Genomic DNA, 24,885 nt, shown 5'->3' with positions numbered 1-24,885 from the left:
GGAGTGGATCGATGGCGTACCGCGTTCTGATCGCGCAGTTCATGCACGAGACCAACACCTTCTCGAAGCTGCCGACCACGCTCGACGACTATCGGCGCCGCTGGCTGGCGCCAGGCGCGGAGTTCGGCGCGCGGTTCAAGGGCACGAAGACCGAGATCGGCGGTCTGCTCGACGCCGCCAAGGAGTACGGCTGGGATCTGGTGTCGTCGCTCGCCGCCAACGCGACACCGTCGGGGAAGCTGACGGCCGAGACGTGGGCCTACATCCGCGACGGCATCGTCGGCGCCGCGCGCGCGGCGGGCCGGATCGACGGCGTCTGCCTCGCGTGCCATGGCGCCGCCGTCACGGAGACGTCGGACGATCCCGAGGGCGAGCTGCTCGAGGCGCTGCGGGAGATCGTCGGACCCGACGTGCCGATCACGATGACGCTCGACCTGCACGCCAACGTCACCGACCGCATGGCGCGGCTGTCGAGCGCCCTGATCAGCTACCGAACCTATCCGCACATCGACCAGTACGAGCGCGCGCGCCAGGGCGCGGCGCTGGTGCAGGCCGCGATGGAGGGGCGGCGCAAGCCGCGCTGCCTGGCGCTGCAGCCGGCGACCTTGCAGGGCGCCGATGACGGCCGCACGACCCAGACCGGTCCGATGACCGACCTGCTGGCGAAGGCGGACGCGTTCGAGAAGGAACCCGGGATCAACGTCGTCAGCGTCCAGGCCGGCTTCAAGCCGTCCGATATCTCCAACGTCGGCCCGTCGATCGCGGTCAGCTACGAGCCCGGCGCCGAGGCCCGCGCCCGCGAGATCGCGCGCCAGCTCTGCGTCGAGATCTGGGACCGCAAGGCCGAGAAGACGATGCGCATGGCCGCCGTCGAGGACGCCATGGCGCGCATCGACGCGCCGGACCGCAAGGGTCCGCTGGTCATCGCCGACGGCACCGACAACCCCGGCGGCGGCGCCTGCGGCGACGCCACGCGCGTGCTCAAGGCCCTGATCGACGCCAAGGTCGACGGCGCGGCGGTCGGCACGATCTTCGACCCGGCGGCGGTCCAGGCGGCGATGAGGGCCGGTGCCGGTGGCGAGGTGACGGTCGATCTCGGCGGGCACCACGATCCGGCTTTCGGCGAGCCGCTGCGCGTGACCGCGCGCGTGCAGCTCCTGTCCGACGGCGAGTTCGTCAACGACGGCCCGATGCAGAAGGGCGTCGCAACCTCGATGGGGCCGACCGCCGTGCTCCGGATCGGCGGCATCGAGGTCGTCGTGATCTCCAACCGGATCCAGACCATCGACCTGCAGGTGTTCCTGAGCCAGGGCATCGATCCGGCGCGGCGCAAGGTGCTGGTCGTCAAGAGCGTGCAGCATTTCCGCGCCGCCTACGCCCCGATCGCCGGCGACATCGTCGTGGTCGACTCCGGCGCGCTGTGCTCGCCGGACGTCCGGCGATTCGCCTACACCAAGCTGCGCCGGCCCGTCTGGCCGCTGGACGACGTCGCCAGCCCGTTCCCGAACTGACGCTGGAGGCGCGCCGATGCCGGGCGAGATCGAGTATTTCTATTCGACGCGGTCGATTTACGCCTATCTCGGCGCGACGCGCATCATCGACCTCGCGCGCCGGCACGGCAGAAGGCTCGTGCACCGGCCGGTCGACCTGTCGAAGGTCGTGCCGGCGTTCGGTGGCGTGCCGTTCCAGGAGCGGCCGAAGGTCCATCAAGCCTACTTCTTCGGCCGCGAGATCGAGCGCTGGAGCGAGTATCTCGGCATCCCCGCGCTGGTCGATCCGGTCCACCACTACGGCGACCGCGCGTTGTCGTCGGGCCTGGTGCTGGCGGCGCAGGCCGTCGGCGTCGATGCCGACGCGCTGCACCACGCCATCCTCGAGGCGCTCTGGCGGTACGACCGCGATGTCGCCGACGCCGACGTGCTCTTCGATCTGGCGCGCGGCGTCGGGATCGCCGACGCCGCGGCGCTGCTGGCGGCCGCGCGCGCCGAGGACATGCAGGCGGCGTTCGAGGCGTGCACGGCGCGGGCCATCGCTCTGGGCGTGCCGGGATCGCCGACCTACATCGTCGACGGCGAGATGTTCTACGGCCAGGACCGGCTCATGATGGTCGAACGCCATCTCGAGCGGCCGTTCGCCGCCACGCCGTAGCCGGCCCACGAAAAACGCGCGATCCCCGGGGGATCGCGCGTTCGGCCGTCGGGCGGAAAATGGTGGGCGCTGTAGGGATTGAACCTACGACCCCACCCGTGTGAAGGGTGTGCTCTCCCGCTGAGCTAAGCGCCCGCAAACGACGGCGTGCGCGGTATAGGAGGGCTGGCGGAGGCCTGTCAAGGAACCGGATCGCGGCCCGGCGCCTAGACTCGCGCCGCCCTCGGCAGGCGCCGCGCCGCCTCGATCACCTCTGGAAACGCGTCGATCACCGCGTCGGCGCCGAGTGAGCGGGCGGGGACCGTCGTGTAGCCCCACGACACCGCGATGACGGGCAGGCCGGCGGCGTGCGCGGCCTCGATGTCGTGGATCGAATCGCCGACCATGAGGGCCGACGCGGGATCGGCGCCCATCCGGTCGAGCAGCTTCAGGATGTGGCCGGGATGCGGCTTGCGGACGTCGAAGGAATCGGCGCCGGCGGCATCCTCGATGGGCGGCATCAGACCCAGCCGGCCGAGGATGTCGCGCGCCGAATCCTCGAATTTGTTGGTGCAGACCGCCAGCCGCACGCCGGCCCCGGCCAGCCGACGCAGCGTGTCGGCGACCCCTGGATAGGCCACGGTCGTCGCCACCGGATCCTCTGCGTAGTAGCGCACGAACTCCTTGACCCGGGCGCTGAGCGCGCCCTCGCCCAGTTCGACGCCGCGCATGGCGAACGCCTTGCGCGTGCGCACCCGTCCGCCTTCGCCCATCAGCGCCCGAAGGGTCTCGCCATCCTCGATCGGCGCCAGATCGTGGGCGGCCAGCACCCGGTTGACCGCGCGGCCGACGTCGCCGGCGCTATCGATGAGCGTGCCGTCGAGGTCGAACACGACCGTGCGGAACGGGAACGGGGACGTCTCGGAGGTCATGGCCTTAGGTGATGGGGCATCCCCCGCGTCGACGCAAGCCGGGGTCGGCCCTCCCACCGCCGCCGTTGGCGCCGCGCCGCCTTTTCGCCATATTTGGGGGCGCACTTCGCCAACAATCAAAGAGACACGCGATCAATGGCAAAACCCCTCGCCGTCGTCGTGTTGGCCGCCGGTGCCGGCACGCGGATGAAGTCCGACGTGCCCAAGGTCCTGCACCGCGTCGGCGGCCTGCCGATGATCCAGCACGTGCTCGCGGCGGTGGCCGCGCTCAAGCCGGCGAGGATCGTCGTGGTCGTCGGACCGGGCCAGGACGCGATCGCGCGGGCCGTGGCGCCGCATCCGACGGCGGTCCAGGACCGTCCGCTCGGCACCGGCCACGCCGTGAGGGCGGCGCTGCCGGCGCTCGGGCGCTTCGCCGGCGACGTCCTCGTCGTCTATGGCGACTCGCCGCTGTTGACGACCGCCTCGTTGCGACGGGTCGTCGCGGCGCGCCGGCGCGGAAGCGGAATCGCGCTCGCCGTCCTCGGCTTCAAGGCCGCCGATCCAACTCCCTACGGCCGGTTCATCCTCAATCCCGCCGGCGAGCTCGAGCGCATCGTCGAGGGCCGCGACGCCACGGTCGACGAACGCAAGCTGGACTTCGTCAACTCCGGCGTGATGGCCATCGACGGCGCCCGCCTGGCGGCGCTGGCGCGGCGGCTGCGCGACGACAACGCCAAGCGGGAGTTCTACCTCACCGACCTTGTCGGGATCGCGCGGGCCGCCCGATCGCGCTGCGTCGTCGTCGCCGGCGACGAGGCCGAATTCCAGGGCGTCAACTCGCGCGCCGATCTGGCGGCCGCAGAGGCGGCGATGCAGGCGCGTCTGCGCCGCGCCGCGATGGACGCGGGCGTCACGCTGGTCGATCCGTCGACGGTGTGGCTGTCGGCGGACACGCGGTTCGGCCGCGACGTGACGGTCGGCCCGAACACGTTCTTCGCGCCCGGCGTGAGGATCGGCGACGGGGTCGACATCAAGGGCTTCTGCCATTTCGACGGCGCCGGCGGCGGCGTGGTGGTCGGCGCCGGCGCCGTCGTCGGTCCGTTCGCGCGCCTGCGTCCCGGCACGCGGATCGGCGCCGGCGCGCATATCGGGAACTTCGTCGAGGTGAAGAACGCGGTCCTCGGTCCCGGCGTGAAGGCGAACCATCTCGCCTATCTCGGCGACGGCGACGTCGGCGCGGGCGCCAACATCGGCGCCGGCGCCGTGTTCGTGAACTACGACGGCTTCGGCAAGTGGCGCACGCGCGTCGGCGCCGGCGCCTTCGTCGGCTCGAACGCGTCGCTGGTGGCGCCGCTGTCGGTGGGCCGGGGCGCCAACGTGACCGCCGGCAGCGTCGTCACGGCGGACGTGCCGGCCGACGCCGTCGCGTTCGGGCGCGCCCGGCAGGAGAGCAAGCCCGGCCGGGCGCCGGCGCTGCGCGCGAAGCTCAAGGCGCGCGCGGCGGCGGCGAAGGCCGCCTCGCCGAGACCGAAGACCTGACGCCGCGGGAGAGACAGGGCATGTGCGGAATCATCGGCATCATCGGCAAGGCGCCCGCGGCGCCGCGTCTGGTCGACGGCCTGAAGCGGCTGGAGTACCGCGGCTACGATTCGGCGGGCGTCGCCACGCTCGTCAACGGACACATCGACCGCCGCCGCGCCGAGGGCAAGATCGCCAATCTCGAGGCGCGCATCGCGGCCGATCCGCTGGCCGGCACGACCGGCATCGGCCACACGCGCTGGGCGACCCATGGCGGGGTCAGCGAGCGCAACGCCCATCCGCACGCCACCGACCGCGTCGCCATCGTCCACAACGGCATCATCGAGAACTTCCAGCAGTTGAAGGACGAGCTGCTGGCCGAGGGCCGCCGGTTCGAGAGCGAAACCGACACGGAGACGGTGGCCCAGCTCCTCACGTCCTACCTCGAGCGGCAGATGACGCCCGAGCAGGCGATGGCCCTCGCGATGGACCGGCTGAAAGGCGCGTTCGCGCTTGTGTGCCTGTTCGCCGGCCGGCACGACCTGCTGATCGGCGCCCGGCGCAACTGCCCGCTCGCGGTCGGTTACGGCGACGGCGAGATGTATCTCGGATCCGACGGGCTGGCGCTGGCGCCGCTGACGCGGCGCATCGCCTATCTGGAGGAGGACGACTGGGTGGTCGTGCGCCAGGACGGGGCGCAGGTGTTCAACCACGGCCAGCCGGTCGTGCGCGACGTGAAGACGACGGCGCTGAGCGGCGCGCTGATCGGCAAGGGCAACCACCGCCACTTCATGCTCAAGGAGATCAACGAGCAGCCCGAGGCGATCGGCGCGACGCTGCGGTCCTACATCGATCCGATCGAGCGCCGGGCGACGCCGCCCGCGCTGCCGTTCGACTGGGCGAAGGTCCCGCGGCTGACGATCACGGCGTGCGGCACGGCCTACTACGCCGGCTGCGTGGCGAAGTACTGGTTCGAGAAGGTCGCGCGGCTGCCGGTCGAGGTCGACGTCGCGTCGGAGCTGCGCTACCGCGAGGCGCCGATGCCCGAGGGTGGCGTGTGCATCGCGATCTCGCAGTCCGGCGAGACGGCCGACACGCTGGCCGCGATCCGCTACGCCAAGAGCCAGGGGCAGTCGATCCTGGCGATCGTCAACGTGCCGGAGAGCGCCATCGCGCGGGAGGCCGACGTGTCGGTGCCGACGCTCGCGGGCCCGGAGATCAGCGTCGCCTCGACCAAGGCCACCACCGCGCAGCTCGTCGTGCTCGCGACCCTGGCGATAGCCGCCGGCCGGGCGCGCGGCGTGCTGAGCCGCGAGCGCGAGCGCGAGCTGGTCGCGGCGCTGATCGAGGTGCCGTCGCGCGTGGCGGAGGTGCTGAACCGCGACGCGCTCATCGAGACCGTCGCGCAGCAGATCGCCGACGCGCGCGACGTGCTCTACCTCGGCCGCGGCACGTCGTATCCGATCGCCATGGAAGGCGCGCTCAAGCTCAAGGAGATCAGCTACATCCACGCCGAGGGCTACGCCGCCGGCGAGATGAAGCACGGACCGATCGCGCTGATCGACGAGCGCGTGCCGGTGGTGTTCGTGGCGCCGACCGACGAGCTTTCCGACAAGATCGCCTCGAACCTCGAGCAGGCGCACGCGCGCGGCGGACGGCCGATCCTGCTGTCGGACGCCGCCGGGATCGCCCGGCACGGCGCCAAGGCCTTCGCGTCGATCGAGATGCCGGCGGTGGATCCGTTCGTGGCGCCGATCCTCTACGCCGTTCCGGTGCAGCTGCTGGCCTACTACGCGGCGCTGGCCAAGGGCACGGACATCGACCAGCCGCGCAACCTCGCCAAAAGCGTCGTGGTGGAGTAGCCGTCGCGCCTCAGCGCGACGGGCCGGTGCCGGGAAGCAAGGTGCCTTGCGGCAGGCCGCTGGGGGCGCCGCCGCCTGGCTTGCCCGCCGGCGGCTGGCCCGGCTTCGCTTGCGGCGGCGCACCGGCGGGAGGCGCGGCCGGCCGCGCCTGGGGCGGTGGCGCGGCCTTCGGCGCCGGCGGAGGCGGCGGCGGTGACGGCGGGTTGTACGCCTCGGCCCACTCCTTGGGGTCGACCTTGCCGTCGCCGTTCCTGTCGACCCGCTTGAAGCCCGGCGTCAGCGCCAGCCGTAGCTCGCCGACGTCGATCGTCCCGTCCTTGTTCTTGTCGATGTCGCGGAAGCGCTGCTGCGCGATCCGGCGGCGCTCGGCGTAGGGCGGGGCGCCGGGCGGATTCTGCGTCGCGGATCCGGCGATCGCGAGATATTCCTCGAGCGAGATCTTGCCATCCTTGTTGGTGTCGAGCTGCAGGGCGTTCGCCGACTCGAACTCGAGGAACTCCTCCAGATCGACGAAGCCGTCGCCGTTGCGGTCGGGTCCGGCGGGTCGCGCGACGGGCGCGGCGGGTCCGGCGGGCCCGGCCGGCCCCGCGCGGCGGCAACCTTGGACGACCTCGACGGCCGACAGCGCGCCGTCGCCGTCGCAATCGATCTGATTGAAGGCGAGGGCGACAAACGCCTGCACCTCGGGCCGAGTGAGCTTGGCGTCGCGATCAAGATCGATCTGCTGGTACTGCCCCTGGAGCGCCTTCCGACGCTGGTCGAGAGAGGGCACGTTCGGGCCGTCCTGCGAGTGCGGCGGCTCGGCCAGCTTGAGGAACTCGTCCAGCGTCAGGACGCCGTCCTTGTCGGCGTCGAGCTGGTCGAACAGCTTCATGCGGTGCGTGATGTACTCGGCGCGGGCGATGCTGCCGTCCTTGTCTGCGTCCATGTCGGCAAACCATGGCGGTGGCGCTTCAGACGGACCCTGGGCGCGGGCGGAAGTTGCCGGACCGAACACGAGCGCGGCCAGGACGACGAGGAACGCCGCGCCGGCGGTTGCCATCGTCGGGGGCGGTTCGCGACGCGGAGATTGCATGCGGTTGGTCCCGCTGGGAGGCCGGAATCTGGCCCGGCGGCTATCGTGACGGACCGGTGCCGGGGAGCAAGCCCCCTTGCGGCAGGCCGCCCTGTGCGGGTGCCGGCGCAGGCGCTGGGCGCGGCGCCGGCTTCGGCGCTGGACCCTTCGCCGCGGGCGCCGCCGCGGCGGGCGCGGGCGCAGGCGCGGGGGCTCCGGGCGCCTGCTGACGGCGCGCCGCGTCCCATTCGTCGGGTGTGACCTTTCCGTCGCCGTTGAGGTCGATCCGCTTGAACGTCGCCGCCAGCAACACGCGCATCTCCGCCGCGTCGAGGGCGCCGTCCTTGTTCGAGTCGATCTCCTGGAACTTCTTGGTGACGAACGCGCGTCGCTCAGCGAGCGGCGGCGTCCCGGCCGGCGCCTGCGCGTCCGGTGGTCCGGCCAGCACAAGATACTCCTGGAGGCTGACCTTGCCGTCCTTGTTGGCGTCGAGCTGCTGAATCTGCGCCATCTCGAACGCCACGAACTCCTCGAAGTCGACGAAACCGTCGTTGTTGCGGTCCGGGCCGCCGGGCTGGCCCTGCTGCGCGCGCATCGCCGCCTGGCGCTGCTCGGCGCGGAGGCGCGCCTGGTTCAGCACGAGACGCAGCTCGGCCTCGGATATCCGCCCGTCGCGGTCGATGTCGAACTCGTTGAAGTTCAGCGCGACATAGGCCTGGACCTCGGGGCGGGACAGCTTGCCGTCGCGGTCCGAGTCGATCTGGTCGAACTGCGCGGTGTAGAACCGGCGGCGCTGCTCCAAGGGCGGCACGCCGGGACCGTCCTGACTCAGCGGCGGCTCGGCCAGCTTGACGAATTCCTCGCGTGACACCGCACTGTTCTTGTCGGTGTCGAGCTGGTCGAACAGCTTCATGCGCGCGGCGATGAACTCCTCGCGCGTCACGGTGCCGTCCTTGTTCACGTCCATCTCACCGAACCAGTCCGGCAAAGGCACCGGCGCGCCCGGCTGCGGCGGCGCGATCTGCGGGGGCGCTGTGGGCGCCGGGGCGGTGGACGCCGGGGCGGTCGGCGCCGGCGGGGTGGCGGCGGGCGGCTGCTGCGCCTGGACGCCGGCCGTGGTCAGGGCGGCGGTAAAAGCGGCGAGGACGGCTTTTTTCATTGACGATCGTCTCCGGCGCGCCGTTCGAGGGGGGAAGCGGCGTGGCACGCAAAGCGAGCGGAACTCCGACTGCGCCAAGCGCCAGCGGTATCGGCCCCGGCGCGGCGCCATGTCAACCCTGTGCGCCCGGAACGCGGCGAAAACGCGGCGCGTCCGGACCGTCCGGCGCGGGCGCGCGGAAGCGGTTGAAAGGCGGCGGTGAATCGGCCAAGGTGCGGCCGCGCGGGACCGAGAAGCCCGTGGAATTGATGGCGGGATCGCAGTTTCGGCATGCGGAGTCGTCGTCGCGCCCCTCAGGCGCGGCGCCGCGCGCGGCCGCCGCCGGATGTGCGAGGGAGGGTTTCATCGGTGGCCACGGCTACGTCCGCGTCTGAGCCGAAAGCGTCGATGCGCCAGGCGGGCGCGGATCCATTGTTGAGCGTGCGCGCCGTGTCCGTGCGTTTCGGCGGGATCGTGGCGCTCGACGGCATCACTTTCGACGTCCATCCGGGCCAGATCGCCGGATTGATCGGCCCCAACGGCGCCGGCAAGACGACGCTGTTCAACTGCCTGAGCCGGCTATACCAGCCGAACGACGGCGACATCCTGTTCGAGGGCAAGTCGATCCTCGGCCGGCCGCGCCACGACATCCCGACCATCGGCATCGGCCGGACGTTTCAGAACGTCGCCCTGTTCGACCGGATGTCGGTCCTCGATAACGTCAAGGTCGGCTACCACAGCCGCAGCTCCACCAGCTTCCTCGAGAACGCGCTGCGTCTGGCGAAGGTCAAGGACGACGAGGCGCGGATCGCGCGACGCGCCGAGGAGCTGATCGCGTTCATGGATCTGGAGCCGTTCGCGGCGCTCCCGGCGGGTCCGCTGCCGTTTCCGATCCGCAAGCGCGTCGAGCTCGCCCGCGCGTTGGCGTCGAGCCCGAAGCTGCTGCTGCTCGACGAGCCCGCCGCCGGTCTCAACCACGACGAGATCGAGACCCTCAAGGCGCAGATCCGCCGCGTCCGCGACACCCAGAACGTCACCATCCTGCTGGTCGAGCACCACATGAGCCTGGTGATGTCGGTGTCCGACAAGGTCGTGGCGATCGACTTCGGCAAGAAGATCGCCGACGGCACGCCGGCCGAGGTGCAACGCGACCCGGAGGTGATCCGGGCCTATCTCGGCACGGGGGCTTAGGATGGCGGCTCTGCTCGACGTCGAGGGGCTGCGCGCCTACTACGGCCAGACCCAGGCGATCTACGACATCACGTTCGCGCTCGAGGACGGCGGCATCACGACGCTGCTCGGCGCCAACGGCGCCGGCAAGACCACCACGCTGCGGGCGATCTGCAACATGGTCCGCACCGAGGGCCGCGTCCGCTTCGCCGGCGACGACATCACCGGCCGCGCCACCGAGGACATCGTGCGCCGCCGCATCGCGCACGTGCCCGAGGGCCGCGGCACCTTCACGACGCTGACCGTCGAGGAGAACCTGCGCGTCGCGGCGTTCATCCGCCGCGACAAGGCCGAGACGCAGCGCGACCTCGATCTGGTGTTCGGCTATTTCCCGCGGCTGAAGGAGCGGCTCCAGCAGCAGGCCGGCACGCTGTCCGGCGGCGAGCAGCAGATGCTGGCGATCGCCCGGGCGCTGATGCTGCGGCCGCGGCTGATGCTGCTCGACGAGCCGTCGTTCGGCCTCGCGCCGCTCATCGTGCAGGAGATCTTCCGCATCATGAGGCGCATCAACGAGGAGGAGGGCGTGTCGATGCTGCTGGTGGAGCAGAACGCCGCGCTGGCGCTCGACCTCGCCGACACCGCCTACGTCCTCGAGACCGGCCGCGTCGTCATGAGCGGACCGGCCGACGTCATCAAGAACGACGAGAACGTCCGCAAATCCTATCTCGGCTACTGAGGCTCCGGCGATGGAACAGTTCATCCAGCAGATCGCCTCCGGCCTCGCCAACGGCGCGATCTACGCGTGCGTGGCGCTCGCGCTGGTGATGATCTTCGTCTCGACCGACCACATCAATTTCGCCCAGGGCGAGATGGCGATGTTCAGCACGTACATCTCCTGGCAGCTGATGCAGTGGGGCATCCCGTTCTGGGGCGCGTTCTTCATCGCGGTCGGCGTGTCGTTCATAGGCGGCGTGCTGATCGAGCGGATCGTGCTGAGGCCGCTGCACAACGCGCCGCTGCTGTCGATCGTGGTGGTCTTCATCGGCCTGCTGGCGATCTTCAACGCCGTCGCCGGCACGATCTGGAGCTACCTCATCAAGGAATACCCCTCGCCGTTCCCGAAGGGCGATTTCGGCGTCACCGGCCTGATCGGCGCGCACCAGCTCGGCGTCGTCATCGTGACGCTGGTCGTGCTGACGATGCTGTACCTGTTCTTCCGCTACACGCCGCTCGGGCTGGCGATGCGGGCCGCCGCGCAGAACCCGGCCTCGGCGCGGCTGGTCGGCGTCCGCGTCGACTGGATGCTGGCGCTGGGCTGGGGGCTTGCGGCGGCGGTCGGCGCGGTCGCCGGCTGCATGGTGGCGCACATCGTCTACCTCGACCCGAACATGATGGGCGGCATCCTGCTCTACGCGTTCGCGGGCGCGCTGGTCGGCGGCATCTCCAACCCCGGCGGCGCGGTGGCCGGCGGGTTCATCGTCGGCGTGCTCGAGAACATGGTGGCCTTCCTCGGCAACCAGATCGAGAAGACGACCGGCATGTACATCATCGGAAACGGCGAGAAGCTGACGGTGGCGCTGATCATCGTCATCTTCGTGCTCACCGTGAAGCCCGCCGGGTTGTTCGGCCGCGTCGTCGTGAAGAGGGTCTGACCATGGCCGACGTCCCCGCTCGGGCCGACCTCCCCGGTTCCACGGCGAAGCCGGAGGCCGCCGCGCGTCCGGCGCCCCGGACGTGGCTGTGGGTGGTGATCGCCATCGCGTTCGCGCTGCCGCTGGTGCGCTCGGTCGCGCCGGATCTCGTCAGCGACTACCGGCTGTTCGTCATCAGCACGATGATGATCGCGGGCATCGCCGTGCTCGGCCTGAACCTCCTGACGGGTTTCAACGGCCAGATCTCGCTCGGCCACGGCGCGTTCTACGCCGTCGGCGCCTACACGGCGGCGATCCTGATGGACAAGGTCAACTCGCCGTACTGGCTGGCTTTGATCGTCGCGGCCGGCGTGTGCTTCGTCGTCGGCTACCTGTTCGGCATGCCGGCGCTGAAGCTCGAGGGCCACTACCTCGCGCTGGCGACCTTCGCGCTGGCGCTCGCGGTGCCGCAGGCGCTCAAGTACAAGCACCTCGAAGGTTTGACCGGCGGCGTGCAGGGCATCGTTCTGTCCAAGCCGGAGGCGCCGTTCGGCTTGCCTCTCAGCGAGGACCAATGGCTCTACTACTACGTGCTGGTCGTGCTGGTCGCGCTGTACTGGATCGCCGCCAACATCCTCAACAGCCGCAGCGGACGCGCCATGATGGCGATCCGCGACCACCACATGGCGGCCGACACGATGGGCATCGACACGGCGCGCTACAAGACGACGGTGTTCGGGCTGAGCGCGATGTACACCGGCGTCGCCGGCGCGCTGTCGGCCAGCGCCATCGCCTTCGTCGCGCCCGACAGCTTCGTCTTCTTCCTGTCGATCACCTTCCTGATCGGCCTCGTGGTCGGCGGCGTCGGATCGCTCGCGGGCTCGCTGGTCGGCGGCGTCTTCACCGTGCTGGTGACGAACTCGGCGCAGTCGATCTCGACCTTCTTCAAGAACGGCCTCGGCGTGCCGTTCGACGTCTCCGCCTACGCGATCTACGGCGTCATGCTGCTGGTCCTGATGTACTTCATGCCGATGGGGATCGTCGGCGGCGTCGCGATCGCGTTGAGGCGGCTGCGGCGGTGAGACCGGCGGCGCCTCGGCGCCGCGCCGGTGGGGTGTGAAAAGGAACGGCCGGCGTTGGACCGGCCAAGCTTCGGAGGACCGACTATGACGACGACACGGCGTATTGTTCTGGGCGGCGGCGCGGCCGCCGTGGCGCTGGGCGCGACGGGCGCCCGGGCGCAGAAGAAGTACAGCGACGGCGCGACCGACAAGGAGATCAAGATCGGTCACACCAACCCGTACTCGGGGCCGGCCTCGTCCTACGGCATCATCGGCAAGGGCATCGAAGCCTACTGGAAGATGGTCAACGAGCGCGGCGGCATCAACGGCCGCATGGTCAAGTTCGTGACGCTGGACGACGGCTACAACCCGGCCAAGACCGTCGAGATGGTCCGCCAGCTTGTCGAGCAGGAGAAGGTGCTGTGCACCTTCAACACGCTTGGCACGCCGACGAACACGGCGATCCACAAGTACATGAACCAGAAGAAGGTGCCGCAGCTCTTCGTCGCCACCGGCGCGTCGAAGTGGGGCAAGCCGAAGGAATTCCCGTGGACGATGGGCTTCCAGCCCGACTATCACACCGAGGCCGTGATCTACGCCAAGCACATCCTTGCCAACATCAAGGACGCGAAGATCGCGGTGCTGATGCAGAACGACGACTATGGAAAAGACTACTGGGAGGGCTTCAAGGAGGGCCTCGGCAAGGACGCCAACAAGGTCGTCAAGCACGTCACCTACGAGACGACCGATCCGACCGTCGACTCGCAGATGATCCAGCTCAAGGATTCGGGCGCCAACGTCTTCTTCAACATCGCGATCCCGAAATTCGCCGCCCAGGCCATCCGCAAGGCGGCCGACCTCAACTGGAAGCCGGTCCACTACCTGAACAACGTGTCCTCGTCGGTCGCGGCCACGCTCAAGCCGGCCGGCATCGACAACAGCCAGGGCCTGATCACCGGCCTTTACCTGATGGACCCGACCGACAAGCAGTGGAACGACCACGCCGACATGAAGACGTGGCGGGCGTTCATGGCCAAGTACATGCCCGGCGCCAACACCGACGACGGCGGGTATATCTTCGGATACGCCGTCTCGGCGCTGATGGAGGCGACGCTCAAGCAGTGCGGCGACGATCTGACCCGCGAGAACCTGATGAAGCAGGCCGCCAACCACAAGAAGCTAACGCTGCCGCTTCTGCTGCCCGGCATCACCGCCAGCACCAGCCCGACCGACTTCTATCCGATCCAGGCGATCCGTCTGGCCCGGTTCAAAGGCGAGACCTGGGAGCTGTTCGGCGACGTTCTGGCCGCCGAGAGCAGCTAGGCGGACCACGCCGACATTGACCAATCGGCCGCCGGGAGAGATCCCGGCGGCCGATTTCGTTCCGGCGCTCGTTCCGTCCGATGGACGGATTCCACATCGCGGAATTTCGCTTCCCGGCCGCGGGAAGTTGTCGCATGCTTCCTCGTCCGGGCAACGACCCGGCGACAGGGAGGAAGACACATGGCAACCACCAGACGTGGACTGTTGGGCGGCGCCTCGGCGTCCGCCGTGGCGTTGGCGGCCGGCCGGACGCTGGCGCAGAAGAAGTACGACGAGGGCGCGACCGACAAGGAGATCAAGATCGGCCACACGAACCCGTACTCGGGCCCGGCCTCGTCCTACGGCATCATCGGCAAGGCCATCGAATCGTACTGGAAGATGGTCAACGAGCAGGGCGGCATCAACGGCCGGACCCTCAAGTTCGTGACCCTCGACGACGGCTACAACCCGGCCAAGACGGTCGAGGTCGTCCGCCAGCTGGTCGAGCAGGAGAAGGTCCTGGCGATGTTCAACACGCTGGGCACGCCGACCAACACGGCGATCCACAAGTACATGAACCAGAAGAAGGTGCCGCACCTCTTCCTGGCGACCGGCGCGTCCAAGTGGGGCAAGCCGAAGGAGTTCCCGTGGACGATGGGCTACCAGCCCGACTACCACACCGAGGCGGTGATCTACGCCAAGCACGTCCTGGCGAACGTGAAGGACGCCAAGATTGCGGTGCTGATGCAGAACGACGACTACGGCAAGGATTACTGGGAGGGCTTCAAGGAAGGCCTCGGCAAGGACGTCAACAAGGTCGTCAAGCACGTCACCTACGAGGTGACCGATCCGACGGTGGACTCGCAGACGATCCAGCTCAAGGATTCGGGCGCCAACGTCTTCTTCAACATCTCGATCCCCAAATTCGCCGCGCAGTCGATGAAGAAGGCGGCGGAGATCGGGTGGAAGCCGGTGCAGTACCTGAACAACGTCTCGGCCCAGGTGTCGACGACGATGAAGCCCGCCGGCTTCGAGAACGTCCAGGGCGTCATCACGGCGGCGTGGTTGAAGGACCCCACGGACAAGCAGTGGGAGGCCGACGCCGAGATGAAGATGTGGCGCGAGTGGATGGCGAAGTACAATCCCGGCGGCAACGTCCAGGACGTGAACTACGTCTACGCCTACTCGGTGTCGTTCATCATGCACCAGACGCTGCTGAAGTGCGGTGACACCCTGACCCGCGAGAACCTGATGAAGCAGGCCGCGAACCACAAGAAGCTCCGCATTCCGCTGCTTCTGCCGGGCATCACCGCCAGCACCAGCCCGACCGATTTCTACCCGGTCCAGGCGGTGCGGCTGCAGCGCTTCAAGGGCGAGAGCTGGGAGCTGTTCGGGGACATCCTCGCGGCCGAGAGCAGCTAGCCGCCGCCGGGAACGGCACGACGTCGCGGCCGCCGGACGGCGTTCCGGCGGCCGTCGTCGTCCCGGGAGGCCGCCGACCGCGGGCGTATGCGCTTTACGGTCGCGCGGGCGCGGGTGCAGAATTCGCCCCGTCCGGCCGCAGCGTCCGGCAATAGGGAGCGAAACTCATGAAGATCACACGTCGCGCCGCGATCGCCGGCGGCACGGTCCTTGGCGCGGGCATCGCCGCCCCCGCCGCGGCCCAGAAGAAATACGACCCCGGCGTCAGCGACACCGAGATCAAGCTCGGCCATACCAACCCGTACAGCGGCCCGCTGTCGGCCTACGGCTCCATCGGCCTGGCGATCAAGGCCTACTGGACGATGGTCAACGAGAAGGGCGGCATCAACGGCCGCAAGATCAACTTCCTCACCTACGACGACGGCTACACGCCGCCGAAGACGGTCGAGATGGTGCGCAAGCTGGTCGAGGAGGACCACGTCTTCGCGATCTACCAGCTGCTCGGCACGCCGACCAACACCGCCGTGCACAAGTATCTGAACCAGAAGAAGGTGCCGCAGCTCTTCGTCGCGACCGGCGCGTCGAAGTGGGGCAATCCCAAGGACTTTCCGTGGACGATGGGATGGCAGCCCGACTACCACACGGAGGCCGCCATCTACGCCAAGCACATCCTCGCGACGGTCAAGGATCCGAAGGTCGCGATCCTCTGGCAGAACGACGATTCCGGAAAGGACTACGTCGGCGGCTTCATGGCCGGGCTCGGCAAGGCGAACGAGAAGATCGTCGCGCGCTCGGTGAGCTACGAGCCGACCGATCCGACCGTCGACTCGCAGATCATCCAGCTCAAGGATTCCGGCGCCAACGTCTTCTTCAACGACGCCGCTCCGAAGGCGGCGGCGCAGGCGATCCGCAAGGCCGCGGAGCTGGGCTGGAAGCCGGTGCAGTACCTCGCCAACGTGTCCGCGTCGGTGAACTCGGTGCTCAAACCGGCGGGCTTCGACGCCAGTCAGGGAGTGATCACGGCGGCGTACCTGAAGGATCCGACCGACAAGCAGTGGGCGGCCTCGGCGGACTTCGTGGAGTGGAAGGCCTGGATGACGAAGTACTACCCGAACGGCAACCAGTCCGACTCCTTCAACGCCTACGCCTACGCCGTCTCGGCGACGATGGCCGAGGTGCTGAGGCGCTGCGGCAACGAACTGACCCGCGCGAACCTCATGAAGCAGGCGTCCAGCCTGCGCGGTCTGGAGGTGCCGTTGCTGCTTCCCGGCATCAAGATCAACACCAGCCCGACGGACTTCTTCCCGATCCAGGCCGTGCGGTTGCAGCGCTTCAAAGGCGAGACCTGGGAGCTGTTCGGCGAAGTCATCGCCAGCGAGAGCACCTGATCGGAGCGCCTTGGCGCGGCCCGCGGGGATGCGGGCCGCCGCCACGGCGTATAGAATGGACGTCGTTCGTCCCGAATCGGATCGTCCCTGTCGATGGCCCTAGCCAGCGCCTTGGCGCGCGCACGCTGGATCTGGATAGGCGGCCTGGCCATCGCGGCCGCCGCCGGCGCAGGCTATTTCTATGTCCAGCGCGGCGATCCGCCGCCGAAGTACCGCCTCGCCAAGGTCGAGCGGGGGCCGATCGTCAGCACGATCACCGCGACCGGCACGGTCAACCCCGTCGTGTCGGTGGTGGTCGGTTCGCAGCTGTCCGGTCAGATCGTCGAGCTGAAGGCGGATTTCAACACCCAGGTCAAAGCCGACCAGGAGCTGGCGCGGCTCGACATCGAGCAGATCGACGCCCGCCTGCTGTCCGCCCGCGCCGACCTCGCCGCCGCGCGGGCGCAGGTCGAGAGCCAGAAGGCGCAGATCGAGCGCGCGGCCGCCGAGATCGAGAACATCCAGGCCGCGCTCTCCACCGCCGAGAGCGACGCCGTCCGCAAGGAGTCGCTGGCGCGCGGCGGCATCGGTCCGGTCGCGGAGTCCGAACGGGCGCGCAACGCCGCCATCTCGGCGCGCGCCGCGCTGCGGTCCGCGGAGGCCAGCCTGAAGGTCGCGAAGGCGCAGCTGCTGAACCTGGAGGCGTCGGTCCAGCAGCGCGAGGCCGCCGTCGTCCAGGTCGAGGTCGACATCAAGCGGTCCGTCATCCGCTCGCCGATCGACGGCGTGGTCGTGCAGCGCAACGTCGACGTCGGCCAGACCGTGGCCGCCAGCCTGCAGTCCCCAGTGCTGTTCACGATCGCGCAGGACCTTCGGAAGATGGAGGTCCACACCACGGTCGACGAGGCGGACATCGGCCGCGTGCGTCCGGGCATGGAGGTGGGGTTCACGGTGAACGCCTACCCGAACGAGCGCTTCCCCGGCCGCGTCGCGCAGGTCCGGTTGGCGCCGATCAACATCCAGAACGTGATCACCTACACGGTCGTCATCTCGGCCGACAACGGCCAGCTCAAGCTGCTGCCGGGCATGACCGCGACCGTGACGATCACGACCGACAAGCGCGACGACGTGTTGAAGGTGGTGAACGCCGCGCTGCGGTACCGCCCGCCCGGACGCGCCGCGGTGGCGTCGGCGGCGCCCGCCGCTGGCGGCGAGGGCCCTGCGGCCGGCGGCGGCGGCCAGGCGGCCGGTGGCGGCGGTCAGACGGGCGGGGGCGACGCGCGCGCGCGCGCCGAAGCGCTCAAGAAGGCCCTTGTCGAAGGTCTGTCGCTCGATCAGGCGCAGCGGGAGGAACTCGACCGGATCTTCGCGCAGAGCGGCGCCGAGACGCGAGCGCTGTTCACCGGCGGCGCCCCGCCCGAGGAACGGCGCGCGAAACTCGCGCAGATCCGCGAGGCGGCCACGAGGCGGATCGACGCGATGCTGACGGCGGAGCAGAAGCCGAAATACGCGGCGATGCGCGCGGCGCAGGCCGGCGGCGCGCCGGGCGAGCTGCACGTGGTCGGTCCCGACGGACTGCCGCGGACGCTGCGCGTGCGCCTCGGCGCGACCGACGGCAACGTCACCGAGGTTTCCGGACCCGACGTCAAACCCGGGCTGGAGGTGATCGTCGGCGGCGGTCCGCGGGCGGCCGCGGCGCCGCCGCCCGCGGCTCGGCTTCTGATCCGGCGGGGCCGCGCATGGGCGACCTCCGGCCGCTGATCGAGACCCGCGAGCTCGCCAAGACCTACGTCATGGGCGACCAGCGCGTGCGCGCGCTGCGGCGCGTGTCGATCGACATCGCGCGCGGAGATTTCGCGGCCGTGATGGGGCCGTCGGGCTCCGGCAAGTCGACCTTCATGAACCTCGTGGGCTGCCTCGACACCCCGACCAAGGGCGACTACGCGATCGACGGCGAGGCGGTCTCCGGCCTGTCGCCCGACCGGCTGGCGGAGCTGCGCAACCGCAAGATCGGCTTCGTGTTCCAGTCGTTCAACCTGCTGCCGCGGTCGACGGCGCTCGCGAACGTGGCGCTGCCGATGGTCTACGCCGGCGCCGACCGGGCGACGCGCGAGGCCCGCGCCCGGCGCGCGCTCGAGACGGTCGGGCTGGGCGGCCGCGTCGACCACCGGCCGTCGCAGCTCTCCGGCGGGCAGCAGCAGCGCGTGGCGATCGCGCGCGCGCTGGTCAACGATCCGGCGCTGCTTCTGGCCGACGAGCCGACCGGCGCGCTCGACACGCGCACCAGCCTCGAGATCATGGCGTTGTTCCAGACGCTGAACCGCGGCGGGCAGACGGTCGTGATCGTGACCCACGAGCCCGACGTCGCGGCCTTCGCCAGCCGCGTCGTGCGGTTCCGCGACGGGAAGGTCGTCGACGACCGCCGCCAGGCGCCGCTCGACGCAGTGGCGCAGCTCGCCGCGCTCGGCGCGGCGGCGCCGGAGGAGGCGGCGTGAGCGTCGTCGAGGCGCTGCGTTCGGCGCTCGACGCCCTGCGCGCCAACGTGCTGCGCAGCGTGCTCACCATGCTCGGGATCATCATCGGCGTGACCGCCGTGATCGTGATGGTCGCGGTCGGCTCCGGCGCGCGCGCGCGCGTGATGCAGCAGATCCAGAGCCTCGGCGCCAACCTCATCATCGTCGTGTCCGGCAGCGTCACGTCGGGCGGCGTGCGCATGGGCGTCGGCTCGCGCTGGACGCTCTCCGAGGAGGACGGCGCGGCGCTGGTGCGCGAGATCCCGGCGATCCAGATCGCCACCGGCACGGTGCGCGGCTCGGCCCAGATCGTCGCCGCCGGCGCCAACTGGTCGACGGTCGTGCTCGGCGTCGGCCCCGGTTACCTCGAGGCGCGCGAATGGGAGCTGGCGGCCGGCCGCGACTTCACGGCGCAGGAGTATTCCGGCGCCGGAAAGGTCGCCCTGATCGGCGAGACGGTGGCCAGGAACCTGTTCGGCGAGGGCGTCGATCCGGTCGGCCAGACCGTGCGCGTCCGCGCCACGCCGTTCACCGTCGTCGGCACGCTGGCACGCAAGGGCCAGAACACCCAGGGCCAGGACCAGGACGACACCGTCATCGTGCCCGTGGCGACCGCCAAGCAGAAGGTGCTCGGCACCAGCCGCGCCAACGCCCGCGCGGTGGCCGCCCTGCTGGTGAAGGTGCGCGACGGCGAGGACATGGCCGAGGCCGAGCGGCAGATGGCCGAGCTGCTGCGCCAACGCCACCGGCTGACGCCGGCGCAGGAGAACGATTTCTGGATCCGCAACCTGACCGAGGTGGCGCAGACCCAGGAGGAGTCCGCCCGCACGCTGGCGGTGCTGCTCGCGGCCGTCGCCGGCGTGTCGTTGCTGGTCGGCGGCATCGGCATCATGAACATCATGCTGGTGTCGGTGACCGAGCGGACGCGCGAGATCGGCCTGCGGCTGGCGATCGGCGCTCGGCGCCGCGACATCCTCAACCAGTTCCTGATCGAGGCGACGACCCTGGCGGCGATCGGCGGCGCCATCGGCGTCGTGCTGGGCGTCGCCGGCTCGGCGCTGGCGGCCCATCTGGCGGGCTGGCCGACACTGATCCGGTGGGAGGTGGTCGGCGCCGCGGTCGGCTTCAGCGCCCTGATCGGCGTGTTCTTCGGCTTCTATCCCGCCCAGCGCGCCTCGCGCCTCGATCCGATCGAGGCGCTACGGCACGAGTAGGCGCGTCAGGCCAGGCGTTCCGGCAGGATCGTGCGCGCGTCGTCCGAATGCTCGTAGAGCTCGCCCGGCAGACGGCGCAGATTTCCCAGCGACGCGATCACCATCTGCTTGCCGAGGCGCCGCGCGTACTTCATCGCCGGCACCAGGTCGGTGTCCTGCGACGCCAGCACGATCTGGTCGATCGATGGCAGATGGGCGTATGACGCGACGTCGAGCGCGATCCGCACGTCGACGCCCTTCTGCTCGAAATCCGGCGCGAAATCGTCGTCGGTCAGCGCCTGGCCGGGCGCCGCCTGCACGCCGCGGCGCAACCTGTAGCCGCGGAATTTCAGCACGCCGCGTCGCACAGCGAAACGTTCGCGCTGGGCCAGATCGCGCAACCAGCCGTCGCCCGACTCGAAGACCCGGCGCTCGCCGGAGATCGGCAGTGTGACCTCGCCCGCGAACGGCGCGCAATCGTAGTACAGGATGCGCAGCACGTGCTCTCGATCATGGTCGACGCACGACCACGCGAAACGCTCCACGAAGTCGTTGTGGTACTGGAATCCGAGTTCCTGGGCGCTCTTCCGGAGGTTGCCGCCGTCGAGCAGAACGACGGTCTTGAGCATCATGTTGGACATGGTCGCGGGCATCCATATGTCGTCCGATACAGCCGGCGCGCGCCAAAGGGACGCCGCCGGCAATTCCGCCCTTTAGGCCGGCGCGCCGTCGTGTGGCAAGGGGCGATTCATCCCCCGGACGTACAACCGGACTTCAGCACGATCCATACGCACTCGCCCTGCGCATAGAGTGTCCCGTCCTCGCCGTAGAGCGCCGTCCCGGAGATCAACTTCCGGCCGGCGCCACCGGCCTTCCAGCCGACCACCATGCAGCGCAGCCCCGGCCGCGGCCGGTCGAATATCCGCGCCGTCATGCGGCCGGTCAGCGCCGGGCGGCGATCATCGGCGTCCTGCGCCGCCCATGCTCCGGGGCAATCCAGCGCGCCCCACACGAACTCCGGCCGGATGCGCCCGTCGTCACCGGCGTGCACCGGGTGCGGCAGGTAGCGCGACAGCGAGCGTCCGCCGCCGGCGGCGCGGTCGCCCCAGACGCGCAGTCCGTCGCCCGGCGCGCGTCCCCGGCCGCACACCAGGCAATCGTGGAAATCCGTGCCGGCGGCGCTGCCGCCGCCCTCCGCCAGCCGCTCCATTTCCGCCCAGTCGCCGGCGCCGGGGGCGTCCAGCGTCAGAGCGGCGCGCCGCGCCTCGCAGATCAACCGGCCGCCGGCGGTCAGCCGGTAGCCGTCGCCCGCCGGCGACAGGTCCATCGGCGTGTCGAGCGGAACGGGCGCGCGTAGAGTCACCTCGACGACGCCCTCGGGATCGATATGTCCGGCGAGAATGCCCGCGACGTAGCCGCCGTTGCCGGATCCCTTGGGGCCGTTGAAACGCCGGTCGATGACGATGGTGCGCACGGCCGTATCCTCCACGCGCGCGAACGTGCCGTGCGTCGGCGCGGTGGGCAAGGTCCTCGCGCGCCGGGTCGTTCGCACCTACCCTGCGCGCCGCGAATGGCGTTCGGAGGACCGCGGTGCGGAGCGGGAGGGGATGGCTGCCGGTCGGGCTCGTGGCGCTGTGCTTCGCGCTCGGCGTCGTGGCGCGCGGCCTCAACGACTCGTTCTCGGTGTTCGTGCCGCCGCTGCAGGCCGCCTTCGACGCCGACCGCGCCTCGATCACCGGGATCTACGGCGCGTCCATGCTCGGTATCGGTTTCGGCGGACCGTTGGCCGGTTGGCTTGTCGACCGGCTCGGGCCGCGCGGCGTCGCGGTCGGCGGCGTGCTGTGCGCGGGCGCGACGGCGCTGCTGGCGCCGCGAGCCGACGCCCTGTGGCAGCTCTACGGGGCGATCGGCGTCGGCCTCGGCGGCAGCTCGGCGGCGCTCGGCGGTGTGTTCCAGGCGACCATCCTCGGCCGCTGGTTCACCGACCGTCTCGGCACCGCGCTGGCGGTGGCGTATTCGGCCAACGGCGTCGGCGTCATGCTGATCGCGCCGCTGGCGCAGCGCCTGATAGAGGCGCGCGACTGGCGCTTCGCGCTGTCGACGATCGGGTTCGGCGTGCTCGCGCTGGCGCCGCTCGTGCTTCTGCTGCCGTGGCGGCGCATCGCCGCCGGCGATCCCGCGATCATGGCGACGCGCGCGGCGGGTGCGACCGGCGCCGCCGCCGGGCGGACGGTGGCGCAGGCGCTGCGCGATCCGCCGTTCTGGAACCTGACCGTCACCTTCGCGCTGACCTCGGTGGCGATCTACGTGCTGACGCCACAGGTCAACGCCTACCTGATCCAACGCGGCTTCACCCCCGCGGGCGCGGCCGACGCCTACGCGCTGATGGCGGTGCTGATGCCGGTCGGCATGATCGGCTTTAACTGGCTCGCCGACCGCGGCGGGCGCGTCTTCGGCGCCGTCGCGGCGTACGCCTGCACCGCCGTCGGCATCGCCGCCCTGTGGTGGGTGCGCGGACCGGCGGACTGGATCGCGCTGGGCGCCTTCGTGGTCCTGTTCGGATCGACGATGGGCTCGCGTGGGCCGATGATCGCCACGCTCGCCGCCATCCGCTACCGCGGCCCGCATCTCGGCCGCATCTACGGCCTCGTCACCTTCGGCATGGGCGTCGGCGCCGCCGCCGGCGCCTGGCTGGGCGGGCTCGCCTACGATCTCACCGGCGGCTACGGCGGCGTCTTCGCGCTGTCGCTCACCGCCCTGGGCGCGGGCGCCACCGGCCTTGTGTGGGAGACGCGCGCGCGGACCCGGCCCGGCTAGAGGATCGCCGTGTGCACGAAGTTGGCGATGTGGTCCAGCCGCCAGCTATGCCACGGATCGGGCACGCGGTTGTTGGTGATGTAGGCGAACGACACGCCCGAATCCGGATCGCCCCAGCAATAGGACGTCCCGACGCCGCCGTGGCCGAAGGCGCGCGGCGAGGCGAACGTGCCCATCCCGCGGATGGTCTCGGTCTGGCCGCGCAGATGCGGACCGATGCCGCGGTGCATCGGCATGCCCATGTACTCGTCGACGCGGTCGCCGGTCCAGTTGCGGATGGCGTATTGCAGCGTGCGCGGCGAGACGATGCGCGCGCCGCCCAGTTCGCCGCCGGCCAGCATCATCTGGTACAGCGCCGCCATGGCGCGTGCCGTGCCGTAGGCGCCGCCGCCGGGAATGCCGGCCCGGCGCCACTCCGGCGTGTTGTTGTCGGGCTCGAGGCGCGGCGCCCCGCCGCCGGCCGGCGGCGCGTGCATGTCCGACACGCGCGCCGCCTGGGCCGGCCCGACGCCCATGAACAGGTCGTCGCCGAGGCCGAGCGGGTGGATCAGCAGCTCGCGCACCACGTCGCGGAAATCCTTGCCCGTGACGGCCTCGATCACGACGGCGGCGACCCAGTGCGCCGACAGGCCGTGGTAGTGGACGCGCGAGCCCGGGGTCCACTCCAGCGAGAAGTCGCTCACGACCTGCCGTAGCTTGGCGTGGTCGTCCCACGCGTCCTTGCGCACGACCGCGTTGGGGAAGCCGCCCTGGTGGGTCAGCACCTGCAGCAGCGTGATCTCCTTCTTGCCGTTGCGCGAGAATTCGGGGACGTGGTCCGACACGCGGTCGGCGAAGCGGAAGGCGCCGCGCTCGGCCAGCGCCCACATCGTCGTGCCGAGCACGACCTTGGTGTTCGAGTACAGCAGCCACAGCGTGTCGTCGGCGGCCTTGCGCGCGGGATCGAGCGTGGCGTCGCCGAAGCTGCGCGTCATCGCCAGCTTGCCGTGCCGCGCCAGCGCGATCTGGCAGCCGGGGTAGTGGCCGTCGGCGATCTGCTTGTCGATGAAGGCGCACAGCCGGTCGATCTGCTCGACGCGGAAGCCGAGCGTCGCGATGTCGGCGGACGGAAGCGGATAGGCCATTCTGCGTTTCCTTCCCTCGTGGGTGGCGGGCGCCACACTACCGCGTGGGCAGGGCGGCTGTCCTCAGAGCCAGGGCGCCTTGGCCCAGTCGAACGCCTGCTCCATGCGGTCGTGGCCCCAGAACAGCTCTTCGCCGACGCTGAACGACGGCGCGCCGTAGACGCCCAGCGCGATGGCGGCGTCGGTCTGCGCCTTGAGCCGTAGCTTGTTCTCCGCCGTCTCGGCGCGCGCGAGGATGTCGGCCGGCAGCCGCAGCCGCTCCAGCACGCCGGCGATCACATCGGCCTCGCCGATGTCGAGATCCTCGATGAAGTTGGAGCGGAACACGGCGCGGCTGAAATTGGCGATCCAGCCCTCGTCGGCGCCGATCAGGGCCACGCGCGCGGCGCGCAGCCCGTTGCGCGGCAGGGTCGACGGTCTGCGCCAGAGCAGGTTGTGGCGGCGCGCCTGCCGCTCCATGTCGCGCCACATGTTGGCGCCCTTGGCGGGGTAGAGGTTGAACGGCGACGTCGTCCAGCCCTGCGCGCCGAAGATCGGGCCGAGCAGGAACGGCCGCCAGCGCACCGCCACGCCCATCACGCGGGCGACGCCCTCGACGCGCTCGGCCGCGAGGTAGGAGTAGGTGCTGCCGAACTCGTACCAGAAATCCACCACCGGCGCGGTCATCGCGCG

At 70.2% G+C, this 24,885-nt stretch carries 22 protein-coding genes and 1 tRNA gene; 15 read left to right on the top strand and 8 right to left on the bottom strand.

The window, feature by feature from the left end; translation table 11 throughout:
- The first annotated feature begins 11 nt into the window (after positions 1–11).
- Positions 12–1,511 (top strand): M81 family metallopeptidase, encoded by a 1,500-nt coding sequence (locus IPK81_04755; GenBank protein QQS13554.1) that lies wholly within the window; start codon positions 12–14, stop codon positions 1,509–1,511.
- 16 nt (positions 1,512–1,527) lie between these two features.
- Complete coding sequence (locus IPK81_04750; protein ID QQS13553.1) at positions 1,528–2,148, top strand: 2-hydroxychromene-2-carboxylate isomerase; 621 nt, start codon at positions 1,528–1,530, stop codon at positions 2,146–2,148.
- A gap of 60 nt (positions 2,149–2,208) precedes the next feature.
- Here the strand turns inward: IPK81_04750 and IPK81_04745 are convergent.
- Positions 2,209–2,283: transfer RNA gene (locus IPK81_04745), tRNA-Val, on the bottom strand.
- Between the two features lie 71 nt (positions 2,284–2,354).
- A complete protein-coding gene (locus IPK81_04740; protein ID QQS13552.1) occupies positions 2,355–3,059 on the bottom strand; it encodes an HAD-IIIA family hydrolase in 705 nt (234 codons plus the stop codon).
- 135 nt (positions 3,060–3,194) lie between these two features.
- On the opposite strand from IPK81_04740, the gene glmU reads away from it, so the two are divergent.
- Both glmU and glmS read left to right on the top strand, forming a co-directional pair.
- The gene (glmU, locus tag IPK81_04735) at positions 3,195–4,580 is read left to right on the top strand and encodes a bifunctional UDP-N-acetylglucosamine diphosphorylase/glucosamine-1-phosphate N-acetyltransferase GlmU (protein QQS13551.1); all 1,386 of its coding nucleotides are present in this window, start codon (positions 3,195–3,197) and stop codon (positions 4,578–4,580) included.
- Positions 4,581–4,600: 20 nt separating this feature from the next.
- The gene (gene glmS / locus IPK81_04730) at positions 4,601–6,421 is read left to right on the top strand and encodes a glutamine--fructose-6-phosphate transaminase (isomerizing) (GenBank protein ID QQS13550.1); all 1,821 of its coding nucleotides are present in this window, start codon (positions 4,601–4,603) and stop codon (positions 6,419–6,421) included.
- A 10-nt stretch (positions 6,422–6,431) separates the two neighbouring features.
- On the opposite strand, the gene IPK81_04725 is transcribed toward glmS, so the two are convergent.
- Complete coding sequence (locus tag IPK81_04725; protein ID QQS13549.1) at positions 6,432–7,463, bottom strand: EF-hand domain-containing protein; 1,032 nt, start codon at positions 7,461–7,463, stop codon at positions 6,432–6,434.
- A gap of 73 nt (positions 7,464–7,536) precedes the next feature.
- Positions 7,537–8,634 carry a hypothetical protein gene (locus IPK81_04720; protein ID QQS13548.1) on the bottom strand — a complete coding sequence of 366 codons (1,098 nt, stop codon included), beginning with the start codon at positions 8,632–8,634 and terminating at the stop codon, positions 7,537–7,539.
- Between the two features lie 387 nt (positions 8,635–9,021).
- Between IPK81_04720 and IPK81_04715 the strand changes: the two genes are divergently transcribed.
- The 10 genes from IPK81_04715 (at position 9,022) to IPK81_04670 (ending at position 20,293) form a co-directional block, all read left to right on the top strand.
- A complete protein-coding gene (locus tag IPK81_04715; protein ID QQS13547.1) occupies positions 9,022–9,804 on the top strand; it encodes an ABC transporter ATP-binding protein in 783 nt (260 codons plus the stop codon).
- A 1-nt stretch (position 9,805) separates the two neighbouring features.
- Positions 9,806–10,519: an ABC transporter ATP-binding protein gene (locus IPK81_04710; protein QQS13546.1), complete on the top strand. Its 714-nt coding sequence runs from the start codon at positions 9,806–9,808 to the stop codon at positions 10,517–10,519.
- Positions 10,520–10,529: 10 nt separating this feature from the next.
- A complete protein-coding gene (locus tag IPK81_04705) occupies positions 10,530–11,435 on the top strand; it encodes a branched-chain amino acid ABC transporter permease (protein QQS13545.1) in 906 nt (301 codons plus the stop codon).
- 2 nt (positions 11,436–11,437) lie between these two features.
- Complete coding sequence (locus IPK81_04700) at positions 11,438–12,496, top strand: branched-chain amino acid ABC transporter permease (GenBank protein ID QQS13544.1); 1,059 nt, start codon at positions 11,438–11,440, stop codon at positions 12,494–12,496.
- A gap of 84 nt (positions 12,497–12,580) precedes the next feature.
- A complete protein-coding gene (locus tag IPK81_04695; GenBank protein QQS13543.1) occupies positions 12,581–13,798 on the top strand; it encodes an ABC transporter substrate-binding protein in 1,218 nt (405 codons plus the stop codon).
- A gap of 180 nt (positions 13,799–13,978) precedes the next feature.
- The gene (locus IPK81_04690; protein ID QQS13542.1) at positions 13,979–15,199 is read left to right on the top strand and encodes an ABC transporter substrate-binding protein; all 1,221 of its coding nucleotides are present in this window, start codon (positions 13,979–13,981) and stop codon (positions 15,197–15,199) included.
- A gap of 167 nt (positions 15,200–15,366) precedes the next feature.
- On the top strand, positions 15,367–16,587 hold the full coding sequence (locus tag IPK81_04685) for an ABC transporter substrate-binding protein (GenBank protein ID QQS13541.1): 1,221 nt from the start codon (positions 15,367–15,369) through the stop codon (positions 16,585–16,587).
- A 93-nt stretch (positions 16,588–16,680) separates the two neighbouring features.
- Positions 16,681–18,327: an HlyD family secretion protein gene (locus IPK81_04680; protein ID QQS13540.1), complete on the top strand. Its 1,647-nt coding sequence runs from the start codon at positions 16,681–16,683 to the stop codon at positions 18,325–18,327.
- Positions 18,306–19,061 (top strand): ABC transporter ATP-binding protein, encoded by a 756-nt coding sequence (locus tag IPK81_04675; protein ID QQS13539.1) that lies wholly within the window; start codon positions 18,306–18,308, stop codon positions 19,059–19,061. Before IPK81_04680 ends, IPK81_04675 begins: the two co-directional genes overlap by 22 nt.
- Entirely contained in the window at positions 19,058–20,293 is a 1,236-nt protein-coding gene (locus tag IPK81_04670) for an ABC transporter permease (protein ID QQS13538.1), read from the top strand. Before IPK81_04675 ends, IPK81_04670 begins: the two co-directional genes overlap by 4 nt.
- A 5-nt stretch (positions 20,294–20,298) precedes the next feature.
- On the opposite strand, the gene IPK81_04665 is transcribed toward IPK81_04670, so the two are convergent.
- On the bottom strand, positions 20,299–20,925 hold the full coding sequence (locus IPK81_04665; GenBank protein ID QQS13537.1) for an NYN domain-containing protein: 627 nt from the start codon (positions 20,923–20,925) through the stop codon (positions 20,299–20,301).
- A gap of 95 nt (positions 20,926–21,020) precedes the next feature.
- Positions 21,021–21,746, bottom strand: coding sequence for a hypothetical protein (locus tag IPK81_04660; GenBank protein ID QQS13536.1), 726 nt, complete (start codon positions 21,744–21,746; stop codon positions 21,021–21,023).
- Between the two features lie 116 nt (positions 21,747–21,862).
- Between IPK81_04660 and IPK81_04655 the strand changes: the two genes are divergently transcribed.
- A complete protein-coding gene (locus tag IPK81_04655) occupies positions 21,863–23,089 on the top strand; it encodes an MFS transporter (GenBank protein QQS13535.1) in 1,227 nt (408 codons plus the stop codon).
- Here the strand turns inward: IPK81_04655 and IPK81_04650 are convergent.
- Positions 23,086–24,213, bottom strand: a complete 1,128-nt coding sequence (locus IPK81_04650) for a beta-lactamase family protein (protein ID QQS13534.1) — start codon at positions 24,211–24,213, stop codon at positions 23,086–23,088. The two genes, IPK81_04655 and IPK81_04650, sit on opposite strands and share 4 nt — an antisense overlap.
- A gap of 63 nt (positions 24,214–24,276) precedes the next feature.
- Positions 24,277–24,879, bottom strand: coding sequence for a 2-hydroxychromene-2-carboxylate isomerase (locus IPK81_04645; protein ID QQS13533.1), 603 nt, complete (start codon positions 24,877–24,879; stop codon positions 24,277–24,279).
- Positions 24,880–24,885: the final 6 nt, after the last annotated feature.

It is taken from the genome of Rhodospirillales bacterium (assembly GCA_016699855.1).
Classification (GTDB): Bacteria; Pseudomonadota; Alphaproteobacteria; order Reyranellales; family Reyranellaceae.
The sequence above is the reverse complement of the archived record's forward strand: the minus strand, read 5'-3'. Positions and strand labels throughout refer to the sequence as shown.

What these genes read in the sequence shown, in the direction of transcription:
- IPK81_04755 (QQS13554.1), top strand. Translation starts at nt 12, where the DNA reads ATGGCGTACCGCGTTCTGATCGCGCAGTTCATGCACGAGACCAACACC.
- IPK81_04750 (QQS13553.1), top strand. Translation starts at nt 1,528, where the DNA reads ATGCCGGGCGAGATCGAGTATTTCTATTCGACGCGGTCGATTTACGCC.
- IPK81_04740 (QQS13552.1), bottom strand. Translation starts at nt 3,059, where the DNA reads ATGACCTCCGAGACGTCCCCGTTCCCGTTCCGCACGGTCGTGTTCGAC.
- glmU (QQS13551.1), top strand. Translation starts at nt 3,195, where the DNA reads ATGGCAAAACCCCTCGCCGTCGTCGTGTTGGCCGCCGGTGCCGGCACG.
- glmS (QQS13550.1), top strand. Translation starts at nt 4,601, where the DNA reads ATGTGCGGAATCATCGGCATCATCGGCAAGGCGCCCGCGGCGCCGCGT.
- IPK81_04725 (QQS13549.1), bottom strand. Translation starts at nt 7,463, where the DNA reads ATGGCAACCGCCGGCGCGGCGTTCCTCGTCGTCCTGGCCGCGCTCGTG.
- IPK81_04720 (QQS13548.1), bottom strand. Translation starts at nt 8,634, where the DNA reads ATGAAAAAAGCCGTCCTCGCCGCTTTTACCGCCGCCCTGACCACGGCC.
- IPK81_04715 (QQS13547.1), top strand. Translation starts at nt 9,022, where the DNA reads ATGCGCCAGGCGGGCGCGGATCCATTGTTGAGCGTGCGCGCCGTGTCC.
- IPK81_04710 (QQS13546.1), top strand. Translation starts at nt 9,806, where the DNA reads ATGGCGGCTCTGCTCGACGTCGAGGGGCTGCGCGCCTACTACGGCCAG.
- IPK81_04705 (QQS13545.1), top strand. Translation starts at nt 10,530, where the DNA reads ATGGAACAGTTCATCCAGCAGATCGCCTCCGGCCTCGCCAACGGCGCG.
- IPK81_04700 (QQS13544.1), top strand. Translation starts at nt 11,438, where the DNA reads ATGGCCGACGTCCCCGCTCGGGCCGACCTCCCCGGTTCCACGGCGAAG.
- IPK81_04695 (QQS13543.1), top strand. Translation starts at nt 12,581, where the DNA reads ATGACGACGACACGGCGTATTGTTCTGGGCGGCGGCGCGGCCGCCGTG.
- IPK81_04690 (QQS13542.1), top strand. Translation starts at nt 13,979, where the DNA reads ATGGCAACCACCAGACGTGGACTGTTGGGCGGCGCCTCGGCGTCCGCC.
- IPK81_04685 (QQS13541.1), top strand. Translation starts at nt 15,367, where the DNA reads ATGAAGATCACACGTCGCGCCGCGATCGCCGGCGGCACGGTCCTTGGC.
- IPK81_04680 (QQS13540.1), top strand. Translation starts at nt 16,681, where the DNA reads ATGGCCCTAGCCAGCGCCTTGGCGCGCGCACGCTGGATCTGGATAGGC.
- IPK81_04675 (QQS13539.1), top strand. Translation starts at nt 18,306, where the DNA reads ATGGGCGACCTCCGGCCGCTGATCGAGACCCGCGAGCTCGCCAAGACC.
- IPK81_04665 (QQS13537.1), bottom strand. Translation starts at nt 20,925, where the DNA reads ATGCCCGCGACCATGTCCAACATGATGCTCAAGACCGTCGTTCTGCTC.
- IPK81_04650 (QQS13534.1), bottom strand. Translation starts at nt 24,213, where the DNA reads ATGGCCTATCCGCTTCCGTCCGCCGACATCGCGACGCTCGGCTTCCGC.
- IPK81_04645 (QQS13533.1), bottom strand. Translation starts at nt 24,879, where the DNA reads ATGACCGCGCCGGTGGTGGATTTCTGGTACGAGTTCGGCAGCACCTAC.